We start from the raw sequence: 21,581 nt of genomic DNA, 5'->3' as shown, positions 1-21,581 counted from the left end.
CAGGTTGGAACGATGACTACTTACGTAGCATTCTCAACGGCTTGGCCACTCCGTAAGTCAAACGCGATTGCCCTGCCATGATGCCGGACTCTTCCAGATAGCCCCAAGGCATCCATCCGACATAGATTGACCATGCGACCCGAATTTCGGATTTTTTTGTGCTGGGACTGGTGTGCTCAGGCTCATCGAAAGCGCTGCCGCGCCGATGGCAATATGGCGAAGTGCAGACATGGGATTTCCCTTTCTCGCGGCGTTCCGCCAAATAAGCGATGCACGGGCAAACGAGATGGAACTTGAGAGACCGGACAACCCATTCTGCAGTGCTCTCCCTGGATTTTGCCCCGCCGTGTACCGAACGGAATTTGCTGTTGCGGTCAGCATCTCGAAGTCGGGGCGAAGGTCACAACAAACGGACCAGTGCCGCTGGGGAACCTTGATTGGTTTCCTATCATTTTGGGCTGTCGTGTGTGGCTTTGATGAATTGTGGGGTTCTGGATCGTTGATTTTGACTGCGACCCTTGAGCCAGCTATTGCGGTGCTTGGTGAGGGAAACGAGCGGAATAGGCTAACGAGTGTTCAGGAGGAGCTTCATCTTATGCGAAAGCGCTTCGATATCTCCGCTAGTCCTTAGCGTTCCGCATTTCAGTGAGCTCGGGGTGCAAATAGGCTGCGGGATAAGGCATTGGCTTGAGCGGGCCCAAGGGCACAACGTTGTTCCACGATCGGCCAAAGTATCCCTGCCGACAATGCAAAAGAGATCCTGCATCGGCAATGCCTTCCTGCTGATAGAAGCGACACAGCCAACGCCATAAATTCGGGTAGTCAAGGATCTTCGCACCATTTAGTTTCATACGGATATAATAAATCGGGTCATGGCGGTAGAGCGTTGGAAACAGCCGCAGGTCAACCTCTGTCAGCGTATCTCCTGTCAGAAAGGGACGACCGTCAGAGAGCAAATCCTCTAACATTGAGAGCGTTTCGAAATACGCCTCAAACGCGGCGGCATAAACCGACTGATCGGATGAAAAGCCTGCTTTATACGCCCCGTTGTTGATCGTCGTGTAAATCCTTTCGTTCAATACATCGGCTTCCTCTTTGGCCCGATCATAATGTGGCACCAGCTTTGGCCTTGCCGATTCGGGCAATGCGCTTCCAAGCGCAGCGGCGTGTTGGTCGAGAATTCGGATAATCTCTGCGCTTTCGTTGTTGACGATCCGGCCTGTAACCTTGTCATACAAAACTGGGACGGATTGTTCATCCGATCCTTCGCGCTCGTAGATTTCTTTGACCAAACGCAATCCATCGCCGGTCGCAGTTTCCAAAGTGCACTCAGGTAGAATTTCGCCGGTCAGGGACGCAGTGCGATTTGGTGCGAATTGCCAAAGGTTGGGCCCAACCGGATCAGACTCCTCTGTGCGGTTTGGAAAAGCGATATCCATCGTGATAATGTTTTCCAAGCCAAGAATGGCGCGGGCTAGCGTGGCTCGATGACACCATGGGCAATTCAGTGCGACGAACAGGTGATACCGATTTGGCTCTGGCGGGAAGTCTGGGTCGCCAATCGAGTGGCGAAACTGGCTGACGCCGCGCACGAATTCGCCGCTTGCGCGTCGTTTGGCGGCATCGGTCTGGTCTTCCTGAATCGAACTGCCTTTGGTCACAATCGCCGCTGCATCCTTTGGAATGACGTTGTTCTATGAGTGACACGGCACTGACCGTTTTACCACCGAATGTGCGCTGAATTTCTGTGCACGTGCTGCGCCAAGCCTTCGCTTTAAGCGTTCAGCCTTGACATGTGGCCCGCTCCACGCATCCTGTACCATTCATAAATTGGTTTGCATTGGTGCGAATCTCTATGGGAGAGATGGAACGGGTGACCGCTGAGAGTTACATCATTTCTGACATTGACCGGACACATCCCGGTCCGTTGCTGTCGCTGACAGATCTCGTGCTGCGCTTTCGTGGTCAGACCAATGACGTAGTTGACGGTGTGTCGCTGACCGTTGCCAAAGGCGAAGTCTTGTGTGTCGTCGGTGAGTCCGGATGCGGAAAGAGCGTGACCGCAATGGGACTCATGGGGTTGCTGCCAAGAGATTCGACTGAGATTTCCTCAGGAAATTTGAAAATTGGCACAGACAGTTTTGATTTGTCGAAAGATGTGCTTCCCGCTGAAATGCGCGGCAAAACGGTTGCTATGATCTTCCAAGAACCAATGTCCTCGCTGAACCCTGCGTTCCGAATCGGTGATCAAATCAGTGAAGCCGTCCTGCGGCATCGTGGAGGGAGCCGGCTCAACGCACTCGCCCGTGCAGAGGAAATGCTGACCCGTGTTGGCATCGCCAATCCGTCACAGCGTCTCAATGAATACCCGCACCAATTGTCTGGAGGTATGCGTCAACGGGTGATGATTGCGATGGCATTGGCCAACGATCCACAAATCCTGATCGCCGATGAACCGACCACGGCCTTGGATGTGACGATCCAGGCGCAAATCCTTGACCTTATACGTGACCTTCGGGACGACACTGGAATGGGCACCATCATGATCACCCACGATTTGGGCGTGGTTGCTGAAATCGCGGATAGCGTCGCGGTCATGTATGGTGGGCAGGTTGTCGAACGGGGTCCCGTGTCTGAGGTGTTCAAAAACCCACATCACCCCTACACGATCGGATTGATGAGCGCGATGCCGCGGCTGGATAAACCCGGTGGTCGTTTGGCCATTGTACCCGGCACAGTGCCTACGATTGCTAACATGCCCGAAGGGTGTCGGTTCCGCACCCGCTGTGCGTTCGCCACTCAGACCTGCGCAACCAGACCGACATTGACCGAGGTTGCAGTACAGCACGATGTTGCGTGCCACTTTGCTCCGCTCGAAGACAACGTGGCTGTGTCAGCATGAAACGCGACGTCATTTTAGAAGCCGTTGATGTGGTCAAACACTTTGGGGATGGCGGTAGTTGGCTGTCCAAATCCCCGATCGTTCAAGCGGTGGATGGCGTATCGCTCCAGATCAATCGCGGTGAGACATTTGCCATTGTCGGCGAAAGCGGGTGTGGAAAGTCTACGCTTGCAAGGTTATTGATGCGGCTACTGACGCCGACCGCTGGCACCGTACTATTCGATGGTCGCGAAATCAGTGCTGCCCAAGGCGATGCTCTTAAGGCATTGCGCGGTGAGATGCAGTTCATCTTTCAAGACCCGTTCTCGTCGCTCAATCCGCGCATGACGGTGGGCAAGCTTGTCGGTGAACCGCTTGAGGTTCACGCACCTGAGTTAAGCGCACGAGGCCGGCGTGATGCTGTGGCTGATCTTTTGCGTAAAGTTGGCCTACGGGCGGAGCATGCAGAGCGCTATCCACACGAATTTAGCGGCGGTCAGCGTCAACGCATCGGAATTGCACGGGCGCTCGCATCTGGCCCCAAGCTGATCATCGGTGACGAACCTGTATCAGCTTTGGATGTGTCCGTGCAGGCGCAAGTCATAAACCTGCTGGGTGATTTATCCCGCGATCTGGGTTTGACCCTTGTCATCATTGCGCATGATTTGGGTGTGATCCGTCATATGAGCGACCGTGTTGCGGTTATGTATCTGGGGCGCATTGTCGAAAGTGGAACAACCAAACAGGTCTATTCGCATCCGCGCCACCCTTACACTCAGGCTTTGCTATCCTCGATTCCATCGATGGGCGGCAAGCCTGCGGATCACCGCGCGACGGTTCTTGGTGAAATGCCCAGCCCGTCTGCGCCTCCGTCCGGATGTCGGTTCCACACGCGCTGCCCGTTTGTGCAGGAAAAGTGCAGGATCGAGAGCCCAACGATGGAAAATGCCGAAACAGTCGAGCATCACGTAGCTTGCCATTTCTGGCGGGACATCAAAGCGGACGTTCCCCAAATCGATACAGAGCATCGGACCGACGCAGCGCAAGCTCGCTTTGATCTGTACCGCGCTGCAACAGAAGGCGGCGCCGTTACCCACAAGACCAAAGAAAAAACCAAACCGACAGAGAGGACCTGACATATGTCACATCTAAAGACTGCCATGATCACTGCGCTTTTAAGCGCGACAGCGCTGACGGCCAGCCCGGTCGTTGCCAAAGATCTGCGCATCGCCCTGCAATCGGATGCAGATGTTCTTGACCCGGATCAGTCGCGGACATTCGTGGGTCGGATTGTATATGCGTCGCTGTGCGACAAGCTGGTCGACATCACGCCCGACCTCGAAATCATCCCGCAGCTTGCGACGTCCTGGACCACTTCTGACGATGGCACTGCCGTGACGATGCAGCTGCGCGAAGGCGTGGTTTTCCACGATGGCACACCGTTCAACGCCGAAGCGGTTGCCGCCAATATTGAACGATCTCAGACACTGGATGAGTCGCGCCGCAAATCTGAATTGAAGTCTATCACATCGACCGAGGTGACGGGCGAATATGAAATCGTTATGAACCTTGCTGGTCCTGACGCGACCTTGCTAGCGCAACTGGCAGATCGTGCGGGTATGATGGTGTCCCCGACCGCCGCTGCCGAGGCCGGTGCAGATTTCGGTCTGAACCCCGTGTGTTCTGGACCGTTCAGTTTTACTGAGCGTGTCGCGCAGGACAAAATCGTTCTGTCCAAATTTGACGACTACTGGAATGCTGATGCGATCAACTTTGACAGTGTAACGTTCCTGCCGATCCCGGACACCACAGTGCGTCTGGCGAACCTGCAGTCGGGCGATATCGACATGCTCGAACGTCTGGCCGCAACCGATCTGGCACAGGCCGAATCTGATGCTGACATTGTTGTCGATAGCGCTGTATCGCTTGGGTATCAGGGCATCACCTTTAACCTGAATAATGGGGAAAAGGGTGACAACCCGTGGGGCAACGACAAGCGTTTGCGCCAGGCATTAAGCCTTGCGATTGACCGCAATGCCATCAACCAGGTTGTCTTCGAGGGCGCGTTTGCCCCTGGCAACCAATCCTTCCCTCCTACATCCCCGTGGTACAACGGCGATTTCCCAGTGCCTGAGCGCGATGTGGAGGCCGCGAAGGCGCTTTTGGCCGAAGCCGGCTATGCCGATGGGATCGACCTTGAAGTTCAGGTGCCGAATACCACTGTGCCGCTCCAGCTAATGCAGGTCGTTCAGGCAATGGCTGGTGAGGCGGGGATCAACATCACGCTTACATCCAAGGAATTCGCGACCCTTCTCGCGGATCAGTCCGCCGGTGATTATATGGCAAGCCAGATCGGCTGGTCCGGTCGCGTGGACCCGGATGGCAATAACCACCAGTTCGCGACCACCGATGGCGGCATTAACGACTCCAAGTTCTCGGACCCGAAGGTAGACGAACTGATGAACGCTGCCCGTGTTGCGCCAACCACTGACGAGCGTAAGGCGCTTTACGATGAAGCGATGGTAATCATGCTGGACGAGCTTCCACGTTTGTTCTTGTACCACCAGACGTGGATCTGGGCCTACAACGACAGCATGAAAGGCTTCACGCCATACCCGGATGGGATGATCCGTTTGGAAGGCGTTACTTGGGAGGAGTAACCCTTCCTTGCTCGCGCCATCAATCCGGATGGCGCGGGCTTTTGATCCAAGGGGCCTGATATGCTGGCGTTTTTGCTACGACGTATCATCATTGCGATACCGACCATCATCCTGATCTCGATCTTTGTTTTCCTGCTGCAAAAGCTGCTGCCCGGCGACCCGCTGCTTGTTCTTGCAGGCGAAGAACGTGATCCGGAAGTGTTGGAATTCCTGCGCGAGAAATACCGCCTGAACGATCCAATCTGGCGGCAGTATTTGGCGTGGATCGGGAGCGCGTTGCAGGGTGACCTTGGGATTTCATTGCGCACAAACCAACCCGTGACTGAGCTGATGGCGCAAAAGCTACCTGTGACGATCCAGCTTGCCGTCATGTCGATGATCTTTGCGCTTGTGATTGGCATCCCTGCGGGCATCTTGTCTGCTGTGAAAAAGGGCACTGCGACAGATTATGTGGCCAATGTCGTGGCGTTGTCCGGTCTATCTATTCCGAACTTTTGGCTCGGGATCATGTTGATTTTGTTGGTGTCTGTGAAATGGCAATTGCTACCAGCGTCAGGTTATGTGCCGTTGTCCGAAGATTTCTGGCAATCCATCAAAACCATGCTGATGCCATCCTTTGTCTTGGGCACCGCGCTTGCGGCAACGCTTATGAGGCACACGCGGTCTTCAATGCTGGGCGTGCTAAGCGCAGACTACGTGCGTACCGCGAGAGCCAAGGGGCTGGTAGAGCGGGTTGTGATCCTGAAACACGCGCTCCGCAATGCGCTCACGCCTATTGTCACGCTGACCGCGCTTTTGTTCGGAGAATTGGTCGCTGGAGCTGTTTTGACCGAACAGATTTTCACGATCCCAGGATTTGGCAAGCTGGTTGTCGACGCGGTTTTCAACCGGGACTATGCCGTTGTTCAGGGCATTGTTTTGGTGACTGCGGTCGGCTTTATCTTCATGAACCTTCTCGCTGATGCAATGTACTACGTTCTGAACCCAAGACTGCGTGGTCAATGACATGACAAACACGGCAACCAATGCGCCCCTCGTCTCAGATCCGGTTTTGACGGCCAAGCCTGAAAACCGTGTCTGGAAAAAATTTCGGACCCACAAAAGTGCGTTGTTTGGCGGTTTTCTAGTCGTGTTCTTTATTCTGATCGCCATCGCGGCGCCGATCCTCCCAATTCCTGATCCGGCAGCGACCGATTGGGGCGCTGTTCGCAAGGCGCCAACTTGGGATCACTGGATGGGCACGGATGAAATAGGGCGCGATGTGATGTCCCGAATGATCTGGGGCGCGCAGGCGTCCCTGCTTGCCGGGGTGGTCTCGGTCGCGATTGCCGTGATGCTGGGAGTGCCTTTGGGTATTGTCGCGGGTTATTTCGGCGGCTTGACTGACGCGATCATTTCGCGCTGTACCGAAGCCCTTCTTGCCGCGCCGTTCCTGATCCTTGCCATTGCGCTGGCGGCTTTCCTCGGGCCGTCGCTGACCAACGCAATGATCGCCATTGGTATCTCGGCCACACCGATCTTTATTCGTCTAACTCGCGGACAGGTGATCAATGTTAAGTCTGAGGATTATGTAGACAGCGCCCGTGCAATTGGTTTGCCTACCCCCAAAATCCTCAGCCGATATATCCTGCCCAACGTGCTGCCGCCAATCCTTGTGCAAGCCACGCTGACGATTGCAACCGCGATCATTGCAGAGGCGTCTTTGTCTTTTCTTGGACTTGGCCAGCAACCACCGGCGCCCAGCTGGGGATCAATGCTGAATACAGCCAAGAACTTTCTCAACCAAGCACCCTGGATGGCGCTTTGGCCCGGAATTTCGATCTTCTTTGTTGTGCTGGGCTTCAACCTCTTGGGAGACGGGCTGCGCGATGCGCTCGATCCTCGCGAAAACTGATCTGGAGTGACTATGTCCGATTTTACAACACGCCCCGAAATTCGTGGTACATTTGGTGTCGCAACCTCGACCCATTGGATCGCGTCTAGCGTGGGGATGAGCATCTTGGAAAAGGGCGGAAACGCGTTCGATGCCGCGGTTGCGACGGCCTTGACGCTTCAGGTTGTCGAGCCGCATTTGAATGGCCCTGCGGGCGACATGCCTGCGATCTTTTACTCGGCCGAGACCGGACAGGTTGAGGTTCTTTGTGCGCAAGGCGTATCCCCAGCAGCAGCCACGATCGAACACTACACCGAACAGGGTCTGACCTTGATCCCCGGCTCCGGTTTGCTGGCAACCGTTGTTCCCGGCGCGTTTGACGGCTGGATGCTGATGCTGCGCGATCACGGCACCATGTCCCTGCGCGAGGTGATGCAGCCAGCCATCGATTATGCCCGCGACGGCCATCCGGTCTTGCCTCGCGTCGCCAATACCATCGCGGGATTGGTCGATTATTTTGCCCAGGAATGGCCCAGCTCAGCAGCGGTTTGGACGCCGGGCGGCAAAGCGCCGGAACCCAATACGCTATTCAAGAACCCCGATTTAGCAGACACTTATGACCGGCTTGCCTCTGCCACGGGCGACACCCGCGAAGCACAGATCGACGCCGCCCGCAAGGAATGGCGCGAAGGTTTTGTTGCTGATGCGATCTTTGACTACCTCAAAGATGCGCATGTGATGGATGTGTCCGAAGCAAAACACTCCGCGGTGCTTGCCCCGTCCGATATGGCTGATTGGGCAGCGACCTATGAAGAGCCGCTGTCTTACAATTACCACGGCTGGACGATTCACAAAACACAAGCGTGGTCTCAGGGGCCAGTGCTTTTGCAGGCGCTTGCGATCCTAAAAGGCGTCGACCTGTCGTCTATGGACCCGAACGGTGCAGAGTTTGTCCATCATGTGATCGAAGCGATGAAGCTCGCCTATGCTGACCGCGAGGCCTATTATGGCGATCCCGACTTTAGTGAAATCCCGATGGAGCATTTGCTGAGTGACGACTACAACGCCGAACGCCGCGAGCTGATTGTCGCCAAAGCATCGCTGGAGCAGCGCCCAGGTCGCGTTCCGGGATTCGAACATCTTGCCGACGCCTATATCGAACGTTTTCAACGCGACTTTAAAGTCGGCGCGGTCGCGGCGCAGGAACCGACAATGTCTCATCTCACCGAGAAGCGTGGTGATACGGTTCATCTCGATATTATCGATCGTTGGGGCAATATGGTGGCGTCCACACCTTCTGGCGGCTGGCTACAAAGCAACCCGGTCATTCCCGGCCTTGGTTTCCCGCTCAATTCCCGGGCACAGATGTTCTGGTTGGAAGACGGTCTTCCGTCCTCGCTGGCACCCAAGCGCCGACCCCGAACAACCCTGACGCCTAGTCTGGCGGAAAAAGACGGACGGCAGATTGTCTTTGGAACGCCCGGTGGTGACCAGCAGGATCAGTGGCAGCTCATCTGGTTCCTGCGCTTTGTGCACTTTGGGTTGGGTCTACAGGAATGCATGGATCAACCGTTGTTCCATTCGATGCATTTCCAAGGGTCGTTCTTCCCGCGCGAGGTCAAGCCGGGAGAGATGATGATCGAACCCAATGTCGGTGAAGATGTGATTGCCGATCTGAAAGCTCGTGGTCACAAAGTGACAGTCGCCGAGCCTTGGACTGTGGGTCGCCTCACAGCTGCATTGCGTGAACCAGATGGGATGTTGCGCGCGGCGGCGACGCCCAGATTGATGCAAGCTTATGCGGTGGGCCGATGACCTTTTCCCTGATTGCAAAAGACGCGGATGGTAGCATCGGTCTAATAGTCGCCAGTAAGTTCTTCGCCTGTGGTGCAGTTGTGCCGTTTGTTTCAGGAAATGTCGCCGTGGCCAGTCAGGCCTTTTGTAACCCTATCTGGGGAACAGAAGGCCGTGCGCGAATGGAAGCCGGTGAACCCGCTGAAGCTGTGATCGCTGATCTGGCATCCCGGGATGAAGGACGCGCCATTCGCCAAGCGCATATGATGGACCTAGGAGGCCGATTTGCGGCGCATACTGGGACGGACTGCATAGACTGGGCAGGGCATCTGATCCGCAACGATCATTCGGTGGCGGGGAATATGCTTGCCGGGCAAAAGGTGATTGAGGCGACCTCGGATGCCTATGCTGAGCATTCAGAGAAACCCTTTGCGGAACGCCTCATCCTAGCCATGAAAGCCGGTGAAGCCGCAGGCGGCGATAAGCGTGGCCGTCAGGCGGCAGGGTTGGTCATTCACAAAGGTCAATCACATGCGTGGTTGGATTTGCGTGCCGATGATCATGCTGACCCGCTTGGCGAATTGGCACGACTTTGGGATGTGGCGCAGGAACGCTATGTGCATTTTGCCAAGGGCATGCCTTCAGCTGATAGGTTTTCCGGCTATCCCACCCGGGATGGTATCGACGCAGACATTGCTGCTGCCGAAGCGCAGCGTATAGCGGAAGGACGTCCAAGCCGGTCTCATGCGGTGGAGATTGAGTGATGGTTGCATTGCCTCGTAGATTGCCCTGCGACGCAATCGATCCTTGGGGAAGCACATGAATATGCAGCCGCGCAATAGCTCCACTGCACAGGTGCGCGATCGTTTGCTTGATCTGATAAAGTCCGGCGATTTGGGGGCCGACGGTAAACTGCCCACCGAGCGCGCGCTCTCGGATCGTTTTGGTGTTGGTCGTCGCTTTGTGCGGCAAGCTTTGGATGTGCTTGAAGCGGAAGGCCTGGTCTGGCGCAGGCAGGGCAAAGGGACGTTTGCTGGTCAGCCTTTGGACCCGATGGGGGACCTCGCGGCCAAAATCACCGGCGAAACTAACGCCCTTGAGGTGATGGAGGCGCGCCTGTGTATTGAGCCTGAATTGGCCGCGTTATGCGCCCAGCGGATGCTGCCAGATGAGGTGGCGCGCCTGCGTATGTTGGCGCAGAGGCAATGGGAGGCGTCTGACGCACAGGCGATTGAGTTGTGGGATGGATCGCTACACCGATTGATTGCCCAATGTGCCCGCAATCGCCCACTTCTGACCGCATTTTCGCTGTTGGACAAAATCCGCTCGAACCCTGATTGGGTCGCAATTCGCGCCAAAGGCCGTGACATGGCCTCGTTGCAGGTCACACATAACGAACACTTGGCGCTGATCGACGCGATCGAGGCACGCCACCCTCAGGCCGCCCGTACAGCGATGCGGGACCACCTAGAGACACGCTTTCTTGCGTTGAAAGACGAACTCGCGAAAGCCGCGACCGAACAAGGTGAAGCATTTTTTGCGGCATTCGACGGCTGACGTTTCTGGATAGACGGCGATACGCGCGACCGCTTCATTCAATAAAAGTACGCCTAGCATCCACCGTCACAGCCATAAAACGTTTGATCGTTTTCCCACGACAGGTGCATTGCGGTTCCGCGCTGATCATAATACACGAAACCTGCATCGATTGGCCCGATGCATTCCCGTCCCGACCCTTGAAAGGCTCGACGCGTATGCAGACGCCCTATTACCTGATCGACAAAACCCGTCTTCTTCCGAATATGGAGAAAATTGCCCGGTTGCGTGAATTGTCCGGGGCAAAGTCGTTGCTTGCGCTCAAGTGTTTTGCAACATGGTCGGTCTTTGATTTCATGTCGGAATACATGGACGGCACTACATCGTCGTCGCTGTTCGAAGTAAAACTTGGACGCGAAAAATTTCCCGGTGAAACACACGCCTATTCCGTGGCCTGGGCGCCCGAGGAAATCGACGAAGTGTTGGCCTCGTCCGACAAAATCATCTTCAACACCGCTCAGCAGCTGCTACGGTATGAAGAGGTCAGCCGTGGCCATGTACGCGGATTGCGGGTCAATCCCGGCGTCTCAACCTCTGGATTTGATCTGGCTGATCCAGCGCGACCTTTTTCCCGGCTTGGAGAGCACAGCCCTGAGGTCATTGAGCCAGTGGCTGATCTGGTCAGTGGGTTCATGTTCCACAACAATTGCGAGAACGACAGCTTCGACCGATTTGACGAGATGTTAGGCCAGATCGAAGCGCGCTTTGGTTCCCTAATTCGCCGGATGAATTGGATTTCTCTTGGCGGAGGCATACATTTTACAGGTAATGACTACCCGCTTGAACAATTCGCCGAGCGCTTGAAACGCTTTGCCGGAGAGAATGAGGTTCAGGTTTATCTTGAGCCGGGTGAAGCGGCGATCACGCAATCCACAACGCTCGAGCTGACTGTTCTTGACACGTTGTACAACGGTAAGAACCTCGCCATCGTCGACAGTTCGATAGAAGCGCATATGTTGGATCTGTTGATCTACCGCGAAAGTGCAAAGGTGGCGGAAAGTGGCGATCAGGAATGGATGATTTGCGGCAAGTCTTGTCTCGCAGGCGATATCTTTGGCGAGTTTCATTTTCCTGAGGCTATCAAACCGGGCGACCGACTGTCCATTCAGGATGCGGCTGGTTACACTATGGTGAAGAAAAACTGGTTCAACGGTGTGCAGATGCCAGCCATTGTCGTGCGCGAGCTTGATGGCTCTGAACGTCTTGTGCGCGGCTTCACTTATGACGATTTCGCGGCGGCCCTGTCGTGATCTGACCGCGCCCCCAAGGGCGCATCATCATCTCAAGGGAGTTCTGTCTTGAAGAAGAACGTACTTATCATTGGCGCCGGAGGCGTGGCTCAAGTGGTTGCACATAAATGCGCCCAAAATAACGATGTCTTGGGCGATCTGCATATTGGCAGCCGGACAAAAACGAAATGTGATGCGATCATCGCCAGCGTCGAAGACAAAGGCGCGATGAAAGTACCTGGTGCGTTCACCTCTCATGCTGTCGACGCAACGGATTCCGATGCGGTTGCCGCCCTGATCCGCGAGACGGGCGCACAGATTGTGATCAACGTAGGCACGGCGTTTGTGAACATGCACGTGCTTGATGCCTGCATTGCCACTGGGGTCGCCTATATTGACACGGCGATCCACGAAGAGCCTGACAAAATCTGCGAAACACCGCCGTGGTATGCAAACTACGAATGGAAAAAGCGCGACCTGTGCGGTGAAAAAGGTGTGACTGCGATCCTTGGTGCGGGCTTCGATCCCGGTGTGGTGAATGCCTATGCGCGCTTTGCCATCGATCAGATGGACGAGGCCAAAAGTATCGATATCGTCGACATCAACGCAGGTTCGCACGGCAAGTATTTCGCGACGAATTTCGATCCCGAGATCAACTTCCGCGAATTCACTGGCACCGTCTACTACTGGGAAGACCAGACATGGAAAGAGCTGGCGATGTTCGAGTCGGGTCGCACATGGGATCTGCCCGTCGTTGGTCCGTCCAAAGCGTATCAATCCGGCCATGACGAAGTGCATTCTCTGGCCACCAACTATCCGCAGGCAGATGTGCGGTTCTGGATGGGCTTTGGCGATCACTACATCAATGTCTTCACCGTTTTGAAAAACATCGGCCTGCTGTCCGAACAACCGGTTAAAACCGCCGAAGGGCAAGAGGTGGTACCGCTTAAGGTGGTCAAAGCATGTCTGCCCGACCCGGCGAGCCTTGCGCCAAATTATACCGGAAATACATGTATCGGTGACCTGGTCACGGGCACCAAGGACGGTGAGGATATTGAGCTTTTCGTCTACAACGTCGCTGACCACAAGGACGCCTACGAAGAAGTCGGCAGCCAAGGCATTTCCTATACAGCGGGTGTTCCCCCGGTCGCGGCTGCCATGCTGGTGGCGACAGGTGAATGGGATGCCGGAACAATGAAGAATGTTGAGGAACTGGACCCCAAACCTTTCTTCGCATTGCTCGATCGGATCGGCCTTCCAACCCGCGTTCTCAAAGGCGGGCTTGGTGGCGAGGATATGCCCTGGACAGAATACGCGGGCTGAGGAGCACTTTTTCGAGGGCCGGGTGGTGTGCTTGAACTCGGTCCTCCAATGCTCAAACGCCGTTTTTGAGAGACCGCATGTTGGGCGGTCCCTCAATCTTGTAGGCGCATGGACGCCAATGTCTCGAAAACTCAATCCGGCGTTACCGACTAGAGGATAACTTGCGAGCTATCAGGCATGGCAATAATGATGGCACATGCAAGTCCTCGACTTTTCACACGATCCGCTGCTTGTTCTCGCCTCTCTTCTGGTGGCGATGATGGCTGGGTTTACGGGGCTTTCCCTGTCGCGAGGGCTGTCCACTCGCAGTGTCACCTACCAGAAGATCTTGATCGTTCTGTCCTCCATTTCGTTGGGTGGTGGCATCTGGTCGATGCATTTCGTGGCCATGCTCGGCCTGCAATTGCCGATCCTGTTCTACTACGATGCGGTTATAACACTGGCCTCGGCGCTGGTGGCCATACTGGTGGTCGGAGTTGCATTGCTCATCTTACATTTCTGGCAACGAACACGTCAGACTCTGGTCCTTGCGGGTATGATCGTCGGGCTGGGTGTTCTGGCCATGCATTACCTCGGCATGTCCGCGATGCAATTGTGCCAAGCTGTATACACGCCAATTGGCATCGCGTTGGCGGCAGTGGCATCTTGTGTGCTGTGCGTCGGAGCATTTGCTGTGGCTTATGGTCGGCGCACACAAAGAAACATCGTTATTGGGACATTAATCTTTGGGTTCGCCGTGTTCTCGGTTCATTTTGCGGCCATCGCCGGGACAAGTTTCGTCGCGGTCGAGACGCAAAACGAAGTGGGTCCTCTGATCAGTAACGAGACCATGGCAATCGGTGTTGTGCTAACCAGCTTTGTTCTGTGTGGCGCGTTCCTTTTGAGCGGTGTCACGTTTCTTGCCCCTCCAAAACCTGATTTCGCCGAAGTAGCGAGTGATGAGGTCGAAGCGGACCTCATCGCGCCCAACACGTCATCCAAGCGGCAAATCCCGTTCCAGAAGGAGGGTCAGACACGGTTTGTGGATTCCGCATCTGTGGCCGTGATCCGGGCTGAAGGTCACTATACCTATCTTTATACCAAGGATGAGCAGCTCTTTTGTGCATGGTCGATCACCGACGCCGAAAAGCGGCTTGCGCCGGGTCCATTCATCAAGACCCATCGCAGTTACCTGATCAATCCCGAGCATGTATCCGGGTTCGAACGGATGAAGGACAATGGGGTTTGCTATTTTGACGTCGCAAGCCTGTCCAAGGTTCCAGTTAGTAGGTCTAGGTTAAAGCTCGTGCGTGAAACACTTGGTGTCTGACCTTTTCGCATTTTGTGAATTTCATTCGCATTTCGTGCGCAAAGCTTCTCTTTCCAAGGGTTTTTAGGTGCGACTGCGCACGGCTGCATACGAACGTACTCGGACATAATCAGGGCTCGGTAGGGGAGGACCAGCAATGATACCAGCGGCGTTCGAGTATTATCGTCCGACGAACATGGACGACGTAATCGCAATTCTAACCGAACAAGGAGACGATGCACGCGTCATGGCTGGCGGGCACAGCCTGATCCCGATGATGAAGCTGCGAATGGCAGATGTGCCTCATCTCATCGACCTTCAAGGTATCGGTGGATTGCAGGATATCACCATCAACGGACAAAGCGTCACGCTTGGCGCTATGGTCACTCAACATGAACTCATCAACCACGCGGGATTGGCGGATGTTGCGCCGATCCTGCAGGAAACGGGGCTGCAGATTGCTGATCCGCAAGTGCGCTATATGGGTACTGTTGGCGGTAATGTCGCGAATGGTGATCCCGGCAACGACATGCCTGGGCTGATGCAGTGCCTTGATGCACAAATCAATCTTGTGGGGCCAAATGGCAAACGGTCGGTTTCCGCGCGGGACTATTATGAAGCTGCGTATATGACCGCGCGTGAAGATGACGAAGTTCTGGTTTCTGTGAGCTTCGTCGCGCCTAAGGGTGGTTATGCTTATGAAAAGCAAAAGCGAAAGATTGGCGACTATGCGACAGCAGCCGCAGCCGTCACGATCACCAAAGACGCCGGTTCGGTTGCATCAGCATCAATTGCCATGACCAACCTCAGCGACGTGCCTGTTTGGTCCGAAGGTGCTTGTGACGCTTTAGTTGGCACGCGCTGCGAGGTTGATCCGCTCAAGTCCGCTGTTGAGGCGATGCTGGGCGATATTGATCCAACCGAAGATAACCGTGGGCCGGTGGCCTTTAAACGCCATGTGGCTGGCGTAATCCTCAAACGCGCGATCACCCGCGCCTGGGACCGCGCGTAAGGAGCAGACGACATGACACAGAAAATGCACATCAAACTGACCGTCAACGGCGAGGAGAAAGAGTTTCTTGCCGAACCGCGCGAGTTGCTGATTTACGCGCTACGCGAAAATCTGAACATCACCGGGCCGCATGTCGGCTGCGAAACGTCGCATTGTGGAGCTTGCACCGTAACGCTGAATGGCAAGTCGGTGAAATCCTGCACTATGTTTGTTGCACAGGCCAATGGTGCCGAGATCACGACCATCGAAGGCATAGGCTCGCCGGATTCCCTGCACGTTTTGCAAGATGCGTTCAAAGAGCACCACGGCCTTCAATGCGGGTTTTGCACTCCCGGTATGATCACGCGTGCGAAGAAGTTACTCGAAGAAAACCCTAACCCGAGCGAGGAAGAGGTGCGCTTTGGTATGGCAGGTAACATCTGCCGCTGCACCGGCTACCAGAATATCGTGAAATCCATCCTCGCCGCGGCGAGTGAGATGAACGCTTCAAAGGAGGCTGCGCAATGAACGATATGACCCCAGATCGCGAAGCCCGGTCAGCCAACCTCAAAGGCTTGGGCTGTTCGCGCAAACGTGTCGAAGACGCGCGATTCACTCAAGGCAAGGGCAACTATGTCGATGACATCAAATTGCCCGGCATGCTGCATGGCGATTTCGTGCGCTCGCCCTATGCCCATGCCCGCGTGGTTTCGATCGACAAAGAGGCAGCTTTGGCGCTACCCGGTGTGGTCGCTGTTCTTACGGCGGAAGATCTTGCGCCTCTGAACCTTCATTGGATGCCGACGCTTGCGGGTGACAAGCAGATGGTGCTGGCCGACGGCAAGGTGCTATTTCAAGGTCAGGAAGTGGCCTTTGTTGTTGCCAAAGACCGATATATCGCCGCGGATGCCGTTGAACTGGTCGAGGTCGAATACGAAGAACTGCCCGTGATCACCGACCCGTTTGAAGCGCTCAAGTCTGACGTTGTTTTGCGCGAAGACTTGGCGGGCCAGACTGATGGGGCACACGGCCCACGCAAACACCACAACCATATCTTTACATGGGAACAGGGTGACGAAGCGACGACCAATCAAGTGCTCGACAATGCAGAAGTCGTGGCCGAAGAGACTATGTACTACCACCGAACGCACCCTTGCCCGCTTGAAACCTGCGGTTCTGTCGCGTCGATGGATAAGGTCAACGGCAAGCTTACTGTTTACGGAACATTCCAGGCGCCGCATGTGGTGCGCACTGTCGCGTCGCTTTTATCTGGCATCGAAGAGCATAACATCCGTATTGTGTCGCCTGATATCGGCGGCGGCTTCGGCAACAAGGTTGGCGTCTATCCCGGCTACATCTGTTCTATTGTCGCGTCGATTGTTACTGGCGTGCCGGTGAAGTGGGTCGAGGATCGGATGGAAAATCTTATGTCCACCGCCTTTGCCCGTGATTACTGGATGACCGGCAAGATCGCGGCGACCAAGGATGGCAGAATCACGGGGTTGCATTGCCACGTGACTGCCGATCACGGTGGCTTTGACGCCTGCGCCGACCCAACCAAGTTTCCTGCGGGTTTCATGAACATCTGCACCGGGTCTTATGATATCCCGACCGCCTACCTTGCTGTGGATGGCGTCTACACCAACAAAGCCCCTGGCGGCGTCAGCTATCGCTGCTCGTTCCGCGTGACCGAAGCGGTGTACTTCATCGAACGCATGATAGAAGTGCTGGCGATTGAATTGAACATGGATGCGGCAGAGCTGCGCCGGATCAACTTTATTAAGAAAGAGCAGTTTCCGTATACAGCCGCTCTGGGCTGGGAATACGACAGCGGCGACTATCACACCGCTTGGGACAAAGCACTTAAGACGGTCGATTACGAAAGCCTGCGCAAGGAACAGGCCGAACGTGTCGAAGCGTTCAAGCGCGGTGAAACCCGCTCGCTGATGGGCATCGGTCTTTCCTTCTTTACTGAGATTGTTGGCGCTGGCCCGGTCAAGAACTGCGATATCCTTGGCATGGGCATGTTCGACAGCTGCGAGATCCGCATCCACCCGACGGGCTCCGCGATAGCGCGTCTGGGCACCATCAGTCAGGGGCAGGGTCATGCCACCACCTTTGCGCAGATCCTTGCCAGCGAGATTGGGCTTTCGGCGGACAGCATCACAATCGAAGAAGGTGACACCGATACCGCGCCGTACGGATTAGGCACCTACGGGTCACGCTCAACCCCGGTTGCGGGTGCGGCAACGGCGATGGCTGGACGCAAAATCCGCGCCAAGGCGCAGATGATCTCGGCGTATCTTCTTGAAGTTCATGACGATGACGTCGAATGGGACATAGACCGTTTTGTCGTCAAAGGCGCGCCCGAACGCTTCAAGACGATGAAAGAGATCGCCTACGCCGCTTACAATCAAGCCATTCCGGGGATCGAGCCGGGGCTTGAAGCGGTCAGCTATTACGATCCGCCCAACATGACCTATCCGTTTGGTGCTTATGTCTGTGTAATGGATATCGACGTTGACACTGGTGTACCGGAAATCCGCCGCTTTTATGCGTTGGATGATTGCGGCACGCGGATCAACCCGATGATCATCGAAGGGCAGGTGCACGGCGGTCTGACCGAAGCGCTGGCCGTCGCATTGGGTCAGGAAATTGCCTATGACGATCTGGGCAACGTCAAGACCGGAACGCTTATGGATTTCTTCCTGCCGACTGCGTGGGAAGTCCCGAACTACGAAACTGACTACACCGTCACCCCCAGCCCGCATCACCCGATTGGCGCCAAGGGTGTCGGCGAAAGCCCCCATGTCGGTGGCGTGCCGTGTTTCTCGAACGCGGTACAAGATGCCTTCCGCGCCTTCGGCCTGCGTCACACCAACATGCCGCATGACCATTGGCGGATTTGGCAGACAGCCAACCGTCTGGGGCTTCACGACTGATCGGAACCGGGGTGGTTGGTCGTGGCCACCCCTTTTGATGCCGGGTAGAGACATGCAGTGGACCACGCTTCAGACCGCTATGGCGGACACGGGCTATATTGCCGATGATGATCTTGCTATGGCCATTCACTTGGCCTTGTCGCTTGGTCGGCCTTTGCTGCTCGAAGGGGCGGCGGGGGTTGGGAAGACCGAAGTTGCGCGCGTACTGGCGCAGATTAAGAACACCCAGCTGATCCGGCTGCAATGCTACGAAGGACTGGATGCCGCGCAGGCGATCTATGAGTGGAATTACCAGCGTCAGCTGCTGTCGATCCGGGCGGCTGCCGAAGATGGTGAGACCGGGCGAAGTGTCGAGCAGCGCATCTTCTCCGAAGAGTTCCTGCTCGAACGTCCTTTGCTGAAAGCAATTCGGCAGGACACACCGCCCGTGCTGCTGATAGACGAGATCGACCGTGCGGACGAGGAGTTTGAGGCGTATCTGCTCGAAATTCTATCAGAATTTCAGATCACTATTCCTGAGCTTGGAACAGTATCAGCAACAAGCCAACCCATTGTCATTTTGACCGCCAACGGGACGCGCGACCTGAGCGATGCGTTACGAAGGAGGTGTCTTTATGCGCATGTCGCCTATCCCGACCGGACGACAGAACTGGCCATCCTAAAAGCGCGCTGCACTGGTATCGAAGCCACATTGGCTGGCCAGATCGTGGGTTTCGTGCAGTCTCTGCGCAAAGAAGACCTCGAAAAGAAACCAGGCATTGCCGAGATGCTTGATTTTGCCGCAGCACTGATGGGATTAGGGATTGCGGACCTGACGCAAGACCCAGTGGTGTTGCAGGCGACACTAGCCACGCTGTTGAAAACCCAGGCCGACCGCGACAACATCACGACCGAGATCGCGCAACGCTTGGCAGGCAAAGCGGCATGACACGCATCACCCGCTTTGCCGCGCGCGACCCCGGGCCAACGGCGCGCATGGCTGGGTTCATGTCTCATCTGCGCAATAATGGATTGCGTCTTGGGGTTGGCGAAGCCGATCTCGGCCTTGCAGCCTTGACCCACATAAATGCGGCCGACCCCACCGAAACACGTCATGCGCTCAAAGCTGTGTTCTCGGGCTGCGCCGAAGACGCAGAGCGGTTCGACAGCCTTTTCAATGCCTTTTGGTTGAATGGCGGGCGGGTAATCGAAAAATCGATACCTACACAGGCGTCGGCGTCTGACAATGTGCACAGTTCGCGCAATGCACAAGGACAACAAGTCAGTGGTGGGGCGGGTGCCCCGACGGCTCCGGATGGGGGGGATGGCGAGGCAGACGCGGATGGTGAAGGCAAGCTGGTAGCCAGCATGGTACAGGCCAGGATGACCAAGGATTTGCGCAATCTGGTTCAGCCCGAGGACATCGCAGAGGCCCAACGCGTAGCTGAACGGCTTGGTGCAGCTTTGCGCGACCGTAGATCGCGGCGGCGGCGGCAAGCGCGCAAGGGCGACCAGCTTCATTTCCGCAAACTGATCCGGCAAAGCCTTTCTTCGGGAGGTGAGCCACTCAAGTTGCCTAAGAAAACGCGGCCAGACCGGCCCGTGAAGATCGTGACGATCTGTGATGTGTCGGGCTCCATGACCATCTACGCGCAGGTGTTTTTGGCCTTCATCGCCGGAATGATGCGTGCTGATGACACAGCCGATGCCTATCTGTTTCACACCCGCCTCGTGCGCATCGCAGAGGCCCTGCGTGACCGAGATGCCCTGCGCGCGCTAGGGCGGCTGTCAGTTCTGGCGGACGGATTTGGCGGTGGATCGAAGATTGGCGCCTCGTTGATGCACTTCTGTCGAACTTATGCGCGCCGCTTTGTCGATGGCCGCACGGTCGTTCTGATCTTGTCGGATGGTTACGACACTGACACGCCTGACTTGATCGGCGAGGCGCTTGGCAGGTTGAAGAAACGTGGATGCAAGATCATCTGGCTCAACCCGCTGAAAGGCTGGGATGGCTACGAGCCTGTCGCGCGCGGCATGGCCTCGGCGCTTCCGCATCTGGATTTGTTTTATCCCGCAAACCGATTGGCCGATCTGGCTGCTCTCGAAAAGGAGCTGATCCGGCTATGACCCCTGGAGAGCTGACTGATCACGAGTTTTCCGACGTCGCCCGTGATATGCGCGCGCGTGGTGAGCCCTTTGCTATCGCAACTGTCATTCGCACGCTTGGCGCAACAGCGGCTAAACCTGGTGCCAAAGCGCTTTTGGATGCAGAGGGCACGATCCTGCAGGGTTGGATCGGGGGCGGTTGCGTGCGTGGGGCGCTGGCCAAGGCCACCAAGCGCGCCATGGCCGAAGGTGCGCCTCAGTTCATTTCGCTGCACCCGCAAGACCTTTTGGACGAAAAAGGGATCGCGCCCGGCGCTGAGGTGGATGGTGTCAGCTTTGCCCGTAACGGCTGTCCGTCCAAAGGGTCGATGGACATTTTTGTTGAGCTGATCCTGCCATTGCCCGAGTTGCTGGTTTTTGGCGACGCACCTGTTGCGAAATCGTTATCGCGGCTGGCCGCGCAGTTCCAGTGGTCCATTGCCGAGGGCGATGGGGACACATCGGTGCGGGCGCTTTCTGACGGCGAAACCCGGATGATCGTCGTCGCAACCCAAGGCAAGAATGACCTTGCATGCCTCAAGGTAGCGCTGAACGCAGAGTCCAGCTTTGTTGCCTTTGTGGGCAGCCGTAGGAAGTTTGCGACGCTGTCCGAAAAACTCATAGGGCAGGGTGTGTCGCAATCCGCGCTGTCGCGGGTTCAGGCCCCCGCAGGTCTGTCCATCGGCGCCGTAACGCCAGATGAGATCGCTTTGTCGATCCTAGCACAACTCACCGAGGTTCGCCGGCGCAAGCAGCGTACCGAAGCCGATGGGGCTTAAGATGATCAAGTTCTTAGCCGGGCTCAGAGGTCGCTTGAAACCAGCAGCCCTGACCAAAGAGTATGCCGACATACTGGCGTCGATTAAATTCCCGTGTTGTT

Annotated in this window: 19 protein-coding genes; 17 read left to right on the top strand and 2 right to left on the bottom strand. The window is 56.0% G+C overall.

The features are described from left to right. Positions 1-57 precede the first annotated feature (57 nt). Together ACTG4M_RS10690 and ACTG4M_RS10685 are read right to left on the bottom strand one after the other, a co-directional pair. A complete protein-coding gene (locus tag ACTG4M_RS10690) occupies positions 58-231 on the bottom strand; it encodes a hypothetical protein (protein ID WP_439123644.1) in 174 nt (57 codons plus the stop codon). 389 nt (positions 232-620) lie between these two features. Next, the gene (locus tag ACTG4M_RS10685; RefSeq protein WP_439123643.1) at positions 621-1,661 is read right to left on the bottom strand and encodes a glutathione S-transferase C-terminal domain-containing protein; all 1,041 of its coding nucleotides are present in this window, start codon (positions 1,659-1,661) and stop codon (positions 621-623) included. A 203-nt stretch (positions 1,662-1,864) separates the two neighbouring features. Between ACTG4M_RS10685 and ACTG4M_RS10680 the strand changes: the two genes are divergently transcribed. The 17 genes from ACTG4M_RS10680 (at position 1,865) to ACTG4M_RS10600 (ending at position 21,480) form a co-directional block, all read left to right on the top strand. Further along, positions 1,865-2,902, top strand: a complete 1,038-nt coding sequence (locus tag ACTG4M_RS10680; protein ID WP_439123642.1) for an ABC transporter ATP-binding protein — start codon at positions 1,865-1,867, stop codon at positions 2,900-2,902. Next, positions 2,899-4,017 (top strand): ABC transporter ATP-binding protein, encoded by a 1,119-nt coding sequence (locus ACTG4M_RS10675; protein ID WP_439123641.1) that lies wholly within the window; start codon positions 2,899-2,901, stop codon positions 4,015-4,017. The genes ACTG4M_RS10680 and ACTG4M_RS10675 overlap by 4 nt, the downstream gene beginning before the upstream one ends. A gap of 3 nt (positions 4,018-4,020) precedes the next feature. Further along, positions 4,021-5,541 (top strand): ABC transporter substrate-binding protein, encoded by a 1,521-nt coding sequence (locus ACTG4M_RS10670; protein WP_439123640.1) that lies wholly within the window; start codon positions 4,021-4,023, stop codon positions 5,539-5,541. Between the two features lie 60 nt (positions 5,542-5,601). After that, entirely contained in the window at positions 5,602-6,546 is a 945-nt protein-coding gene (locus tag ACTG4M_RS10665; protein ID WP_439123639.1) for an ABC transporter permease, read from the top strand. A 1-nt stretch (position 6,547) separates the two neighbouring features. Further along, positions 6,548-7,435, top strand: coding sequence for an ABC transporter permease (locus ACTG4M_RS10660; protein ID WP_439123638.1), 888 nt, complete (start codon positions 6,548-6,550; stop codon positions 7,433-7,435). Positions 7,436-7,447: 12 nt separating this feature from the next. Beyond that, entirely contained in the window at positions 7,448-9,229 is a 1,782-nt protein-coding gene (locus ACTG4M_RS10655) for a gamma-glutamyltransferase family protein (protein WP_439123637.1), read from the top strand. After that, positions 9,226-9,972 (top strand): DUF1028 domain-containing protein, encoded by a 747-nt coding sequence (locus ACTG4M_RS10650; RefSeq protein ID WP_439123636.1) that lies wholly within the window; start codon positions 9,226-9,228, stop codon positions 9,970-9,972. The genes ACTG4M_RS10655 and ACTG4M_RS10650 overlap by 4 nt, the downstream gene beginning before the upstream one ends. A gap of 55 nt (positions 9,973-10,027) precedes the next feature. After that, positions 10,028-10,765 (top strand): FadR/GntR family transcriptional regulator, encoded by a 738-nt coding sequence (locus ACTG4M_RS10645; RefSeq protein ID WP_439123635.1) that lies wholly within the window; start codon positions 10,028-10,030, stop codon positions 10,763-10,765. 197 nt (positions 10,766-10,962) lie between these two features. Then, positions 10,963-12,054 carry a carboxynorspermidine decarboxylase gene (locus ACTG4M_RS10640; RefSeq protein ID WP_439123634.1) on the top strand — a complete coding sequence of 364 codons (1,092 nt, stop codon included), beginning with the start codon at positions 10,963-10,965 and terminating at the stop codon, positions 12,052-12,054. A 48-nt stretch (positions 12,055-12,102) separates the two neighbouring features. Continuing rightward, on the top strand, positions 12,103-13,356 hold the full coding sequence (locus ACTG4M_RS10635) for a saccharopine dehydrogenase family protein (RefSeq protein WP_439123633.1): 1,254 nt from the start codon (positions 12,103-12,105) through the stop codon (positions 13,354-13,356). Between the two features lie 196 nt (positions 13,357-13,552). After that, the gene (locus tag ACTG4M_RS10630; RefSeq protein WP_439123632.1) at positions 13,553-14,665 is read left to right on the top strand and encodes an MHYT domain-containing protein; all 1,113 of its coding nucleotides are present in this window, start codon (positions 13,553-13,555) and stop codon (positions 14,663-14,665) included. A 136-nt stretch (positions 14,666-14,801) separates the two neighbouring features. Continuing rightward, positions 14,802-15,656: an FAD binding domain-containing protein gene (locus tag ACTG4M_RS10625; protein ID WP_439123631.1), complete on the top strand. Its 855-nt coding sequence runs from the start codon at positions 14,802-14,804 to the stop codon at positions 15,654-15,656. Between the two features lie 12 nt (positions 15,657-15,668). Continuing rightward, positions 15,669-16,163 carry a (2Fe-2S)-binding protein gene (locus tag ACTG4M_RS10620; protein ID WP_439123630.1) on the top strand — a complete coding sequence of 165 codons (495 nt, stop codon included), beginning with the start codon at positions 15,669-15,671 and terminating at the stop codon, positions 16,161-16,163. Continuing rightward, positions 16,160-18,577: an aerobic carbon-monoxide dehydrogenase large subunit gene (locus ACTG4M_RS10615; protein WP_439123629.1), complete on the top strand. Its 2,418-nt coding sequence runs from the start codon at positions 16,160-16,162 to the stop codon at positions 18,575-18,577. The genes ACTG4M_RS10620 and ACTG4M_RS10615 overlap by 4 nt, the downstream gene beginning before the upstream one ends. Positions 18,578-18,629: 52 nt before the next feature. After that, positions 18,630-19,505: an AAA family ATPase gene (locus tag ACTG4M_RS10610; RefSeq protein WP_439123628.1), complete on the top strand. Its 876-nt coding sequence runs from the start codon at positions 18,630-18,632 to the stop codon at positions 19,503-19,505. Further along, positions 19,502-20,683, top strand: a complete 1,182-nt coding sequence (locus ACTG4M_RS10605) for a vWA domain-containing protein (RefSeq protein WP_439123627.1) — start codon at positions 19,502-19,504, stop codon at positions 20,681-20,683. The genes ACTG4M_RS10610 and ACTG4M_RS10605 overlap by 4 nt, the downstream gene beginning before the upstream one ends. After that, positions 20,680-21,480 carry an XdhC family protein gene (locus tag ACTG4M_RS10600; protein WP_439123626.1) on the top strand — a complete coding sequence of 267 codons (801 nt, stop codon included), beginning with the start codon at positions 20,680-20,682 and terminating at the stop codon, positions 21,478-21,480. The genes ACTG4M_RS10605 and ACTG4M_RS10600 overlap by 4 nt, the downstream gene beginning before the upstream one ends. The last annotated feature ends 101 nt before the right edge of the window (positions 21,481-21,581 follow it).

The sequence above is a fragment of the Marivita sp. genome, from assembly GCF_965656765.1.
In the GTDB taxonomy this organism is placed as follows: Bacteria; Pseudomonadota; Alphaproteobacteria; order Rhodobacterales; family Rhodobacteraceae; genus Marivita.
The sequence above is the reverse complement of the archived record's forward strand: the minus strand, read 5'-3'. Positions and strand labels throughout refer to the sequence as shown.

What these genes read in the sequence shown, in the direction of transcription:
- ACTG4M_RS10650 (WP_439123636.1), top strand. Translation starts at nt 9,226, where the DNA reads ATGACCTTTTCCCTGATTGCAAAAGACGCGGATGGTAGCATCGGTCTA.
- ACTG4M_RS10620 (WP_439123630.1), top strand. Translation starts at nt 15,669, where the DNA reads ATGACACAGAAAATGCACATCAAACTGACCGTCAACGGCGAGGAGAAA.
- ACTG4M_RS10645 (WP_439123635.1), top strand. Translation starts at nt 10,028, where the DNA reads ATGAATATGCAGCCGCGCAATAGCTCCACTGCACAGGTGCGCGATCGT.
- ACTG4M_RS10655 (WP_439123637.1), top strand. Translation starts at nt 7,448, where the DNA reads ATGTCCGATTTTACAACACGCCCCGAAATTCGTGGTACATTTGGTGTC.
- ACTG4M_RS10640 (WP_439123634.1), top strand. Translation starts at nt 10,963, where the DNA reads ATGCAGACGCCCTATTACCTGATCGACAAAACCCGTCTTCTTCCGAAT.
- ACTG4M_RS10675 (WP_439123641.1), top strand. Translation starts at nt 2,899, where the DNA reads ATGAAACGCGACGTCATTTTAGAAGCCGTTGATGTGGTCAAACACTTT.
- ACTG4M_RS10630 (WP_439123632.1), top strand. Translation starts at nt 13,553, where the DNA reads ATGCAAGTCCTCGACTTTTCACACGATCCGCTGCTTGTTCTCGCCTCT.
- ACTG4M_RS10615 (WP_439123629.1), top strand. Translation starts at nt 16,160, where the DNA reads ATGAACGATATGACCCCAGATCGCGAAGCCCGGTCAGCCAACCTCAAA.
- ACTG4M_RS10670 (WP_439123640.1), top strand. Translation starts at nt 4,021, where the DNA reads ATGTCACATCTAAAGACTGCCATGATCACTGCGCTTTTAAGCGCGACA.
- ACTG4M_RS10600 (WP_439123626.1), top strand. Translation starts at nt 20,680, where the DNA reads ATGACCCCTGGAGAGCTGACTGATCACGAGTTTTCCGACGTCGCCCGT.
- ACTG4M_RS10660 (WP_439123638.1), top strand. Translation starts at nt 6,548, where the DNA reads ATGACAAACACGGCAACCAATGCGCCCCTCGTCTCAGATCCGGTTTTG.
- ACTG4M_RS10680 (WP_439123642.1), top strand. Translation starts at nt 1,865, where the DNA reads ATGGAACGGGTGACCGCTGAGAGTTACATCATTTCTGACATTGACCGG.
- ACTG4M_RS10690 (WP_439123644.1), bottom strand. Translation starts at nt 231, where the DNA reads ATGTCTGCACTTCGCCATATTGCCATCGGCGCGGCAGCGCTTTCGATG.
- ACTG4M_RS10625 (WP_439123631.1), top strand. Translation starts at nt 14,802, where the DNA reads ATGATACCAGCGGCGTTCGAGTATTATCGTCCGACGAACATGGACGAC.
- ACTG4M_RS10665 (WP_439123639.1), top strand. Translation starts at nt 5,602, where the DNA reads ATGCTGGCGTTTTTGCTACGACGTATCATCATTGCGATACCGACCATC.
- ACTG4M_RS10605 (WP_439123627.1), top strand. Translation starts at nt 19,502, where the DNA reads ATGACACGCATCACCCGCTTTGCCGCGCGCGACCCCGGGCCAACGGCG.
- ACTG4M_RS10610 (WP_439123628.1), top strand. Translation starts at nt 18,630, where the DNA reads ATGCAGTGGACCACGCTTCAGACCGCTATGGCGGACACGGGCTATATT.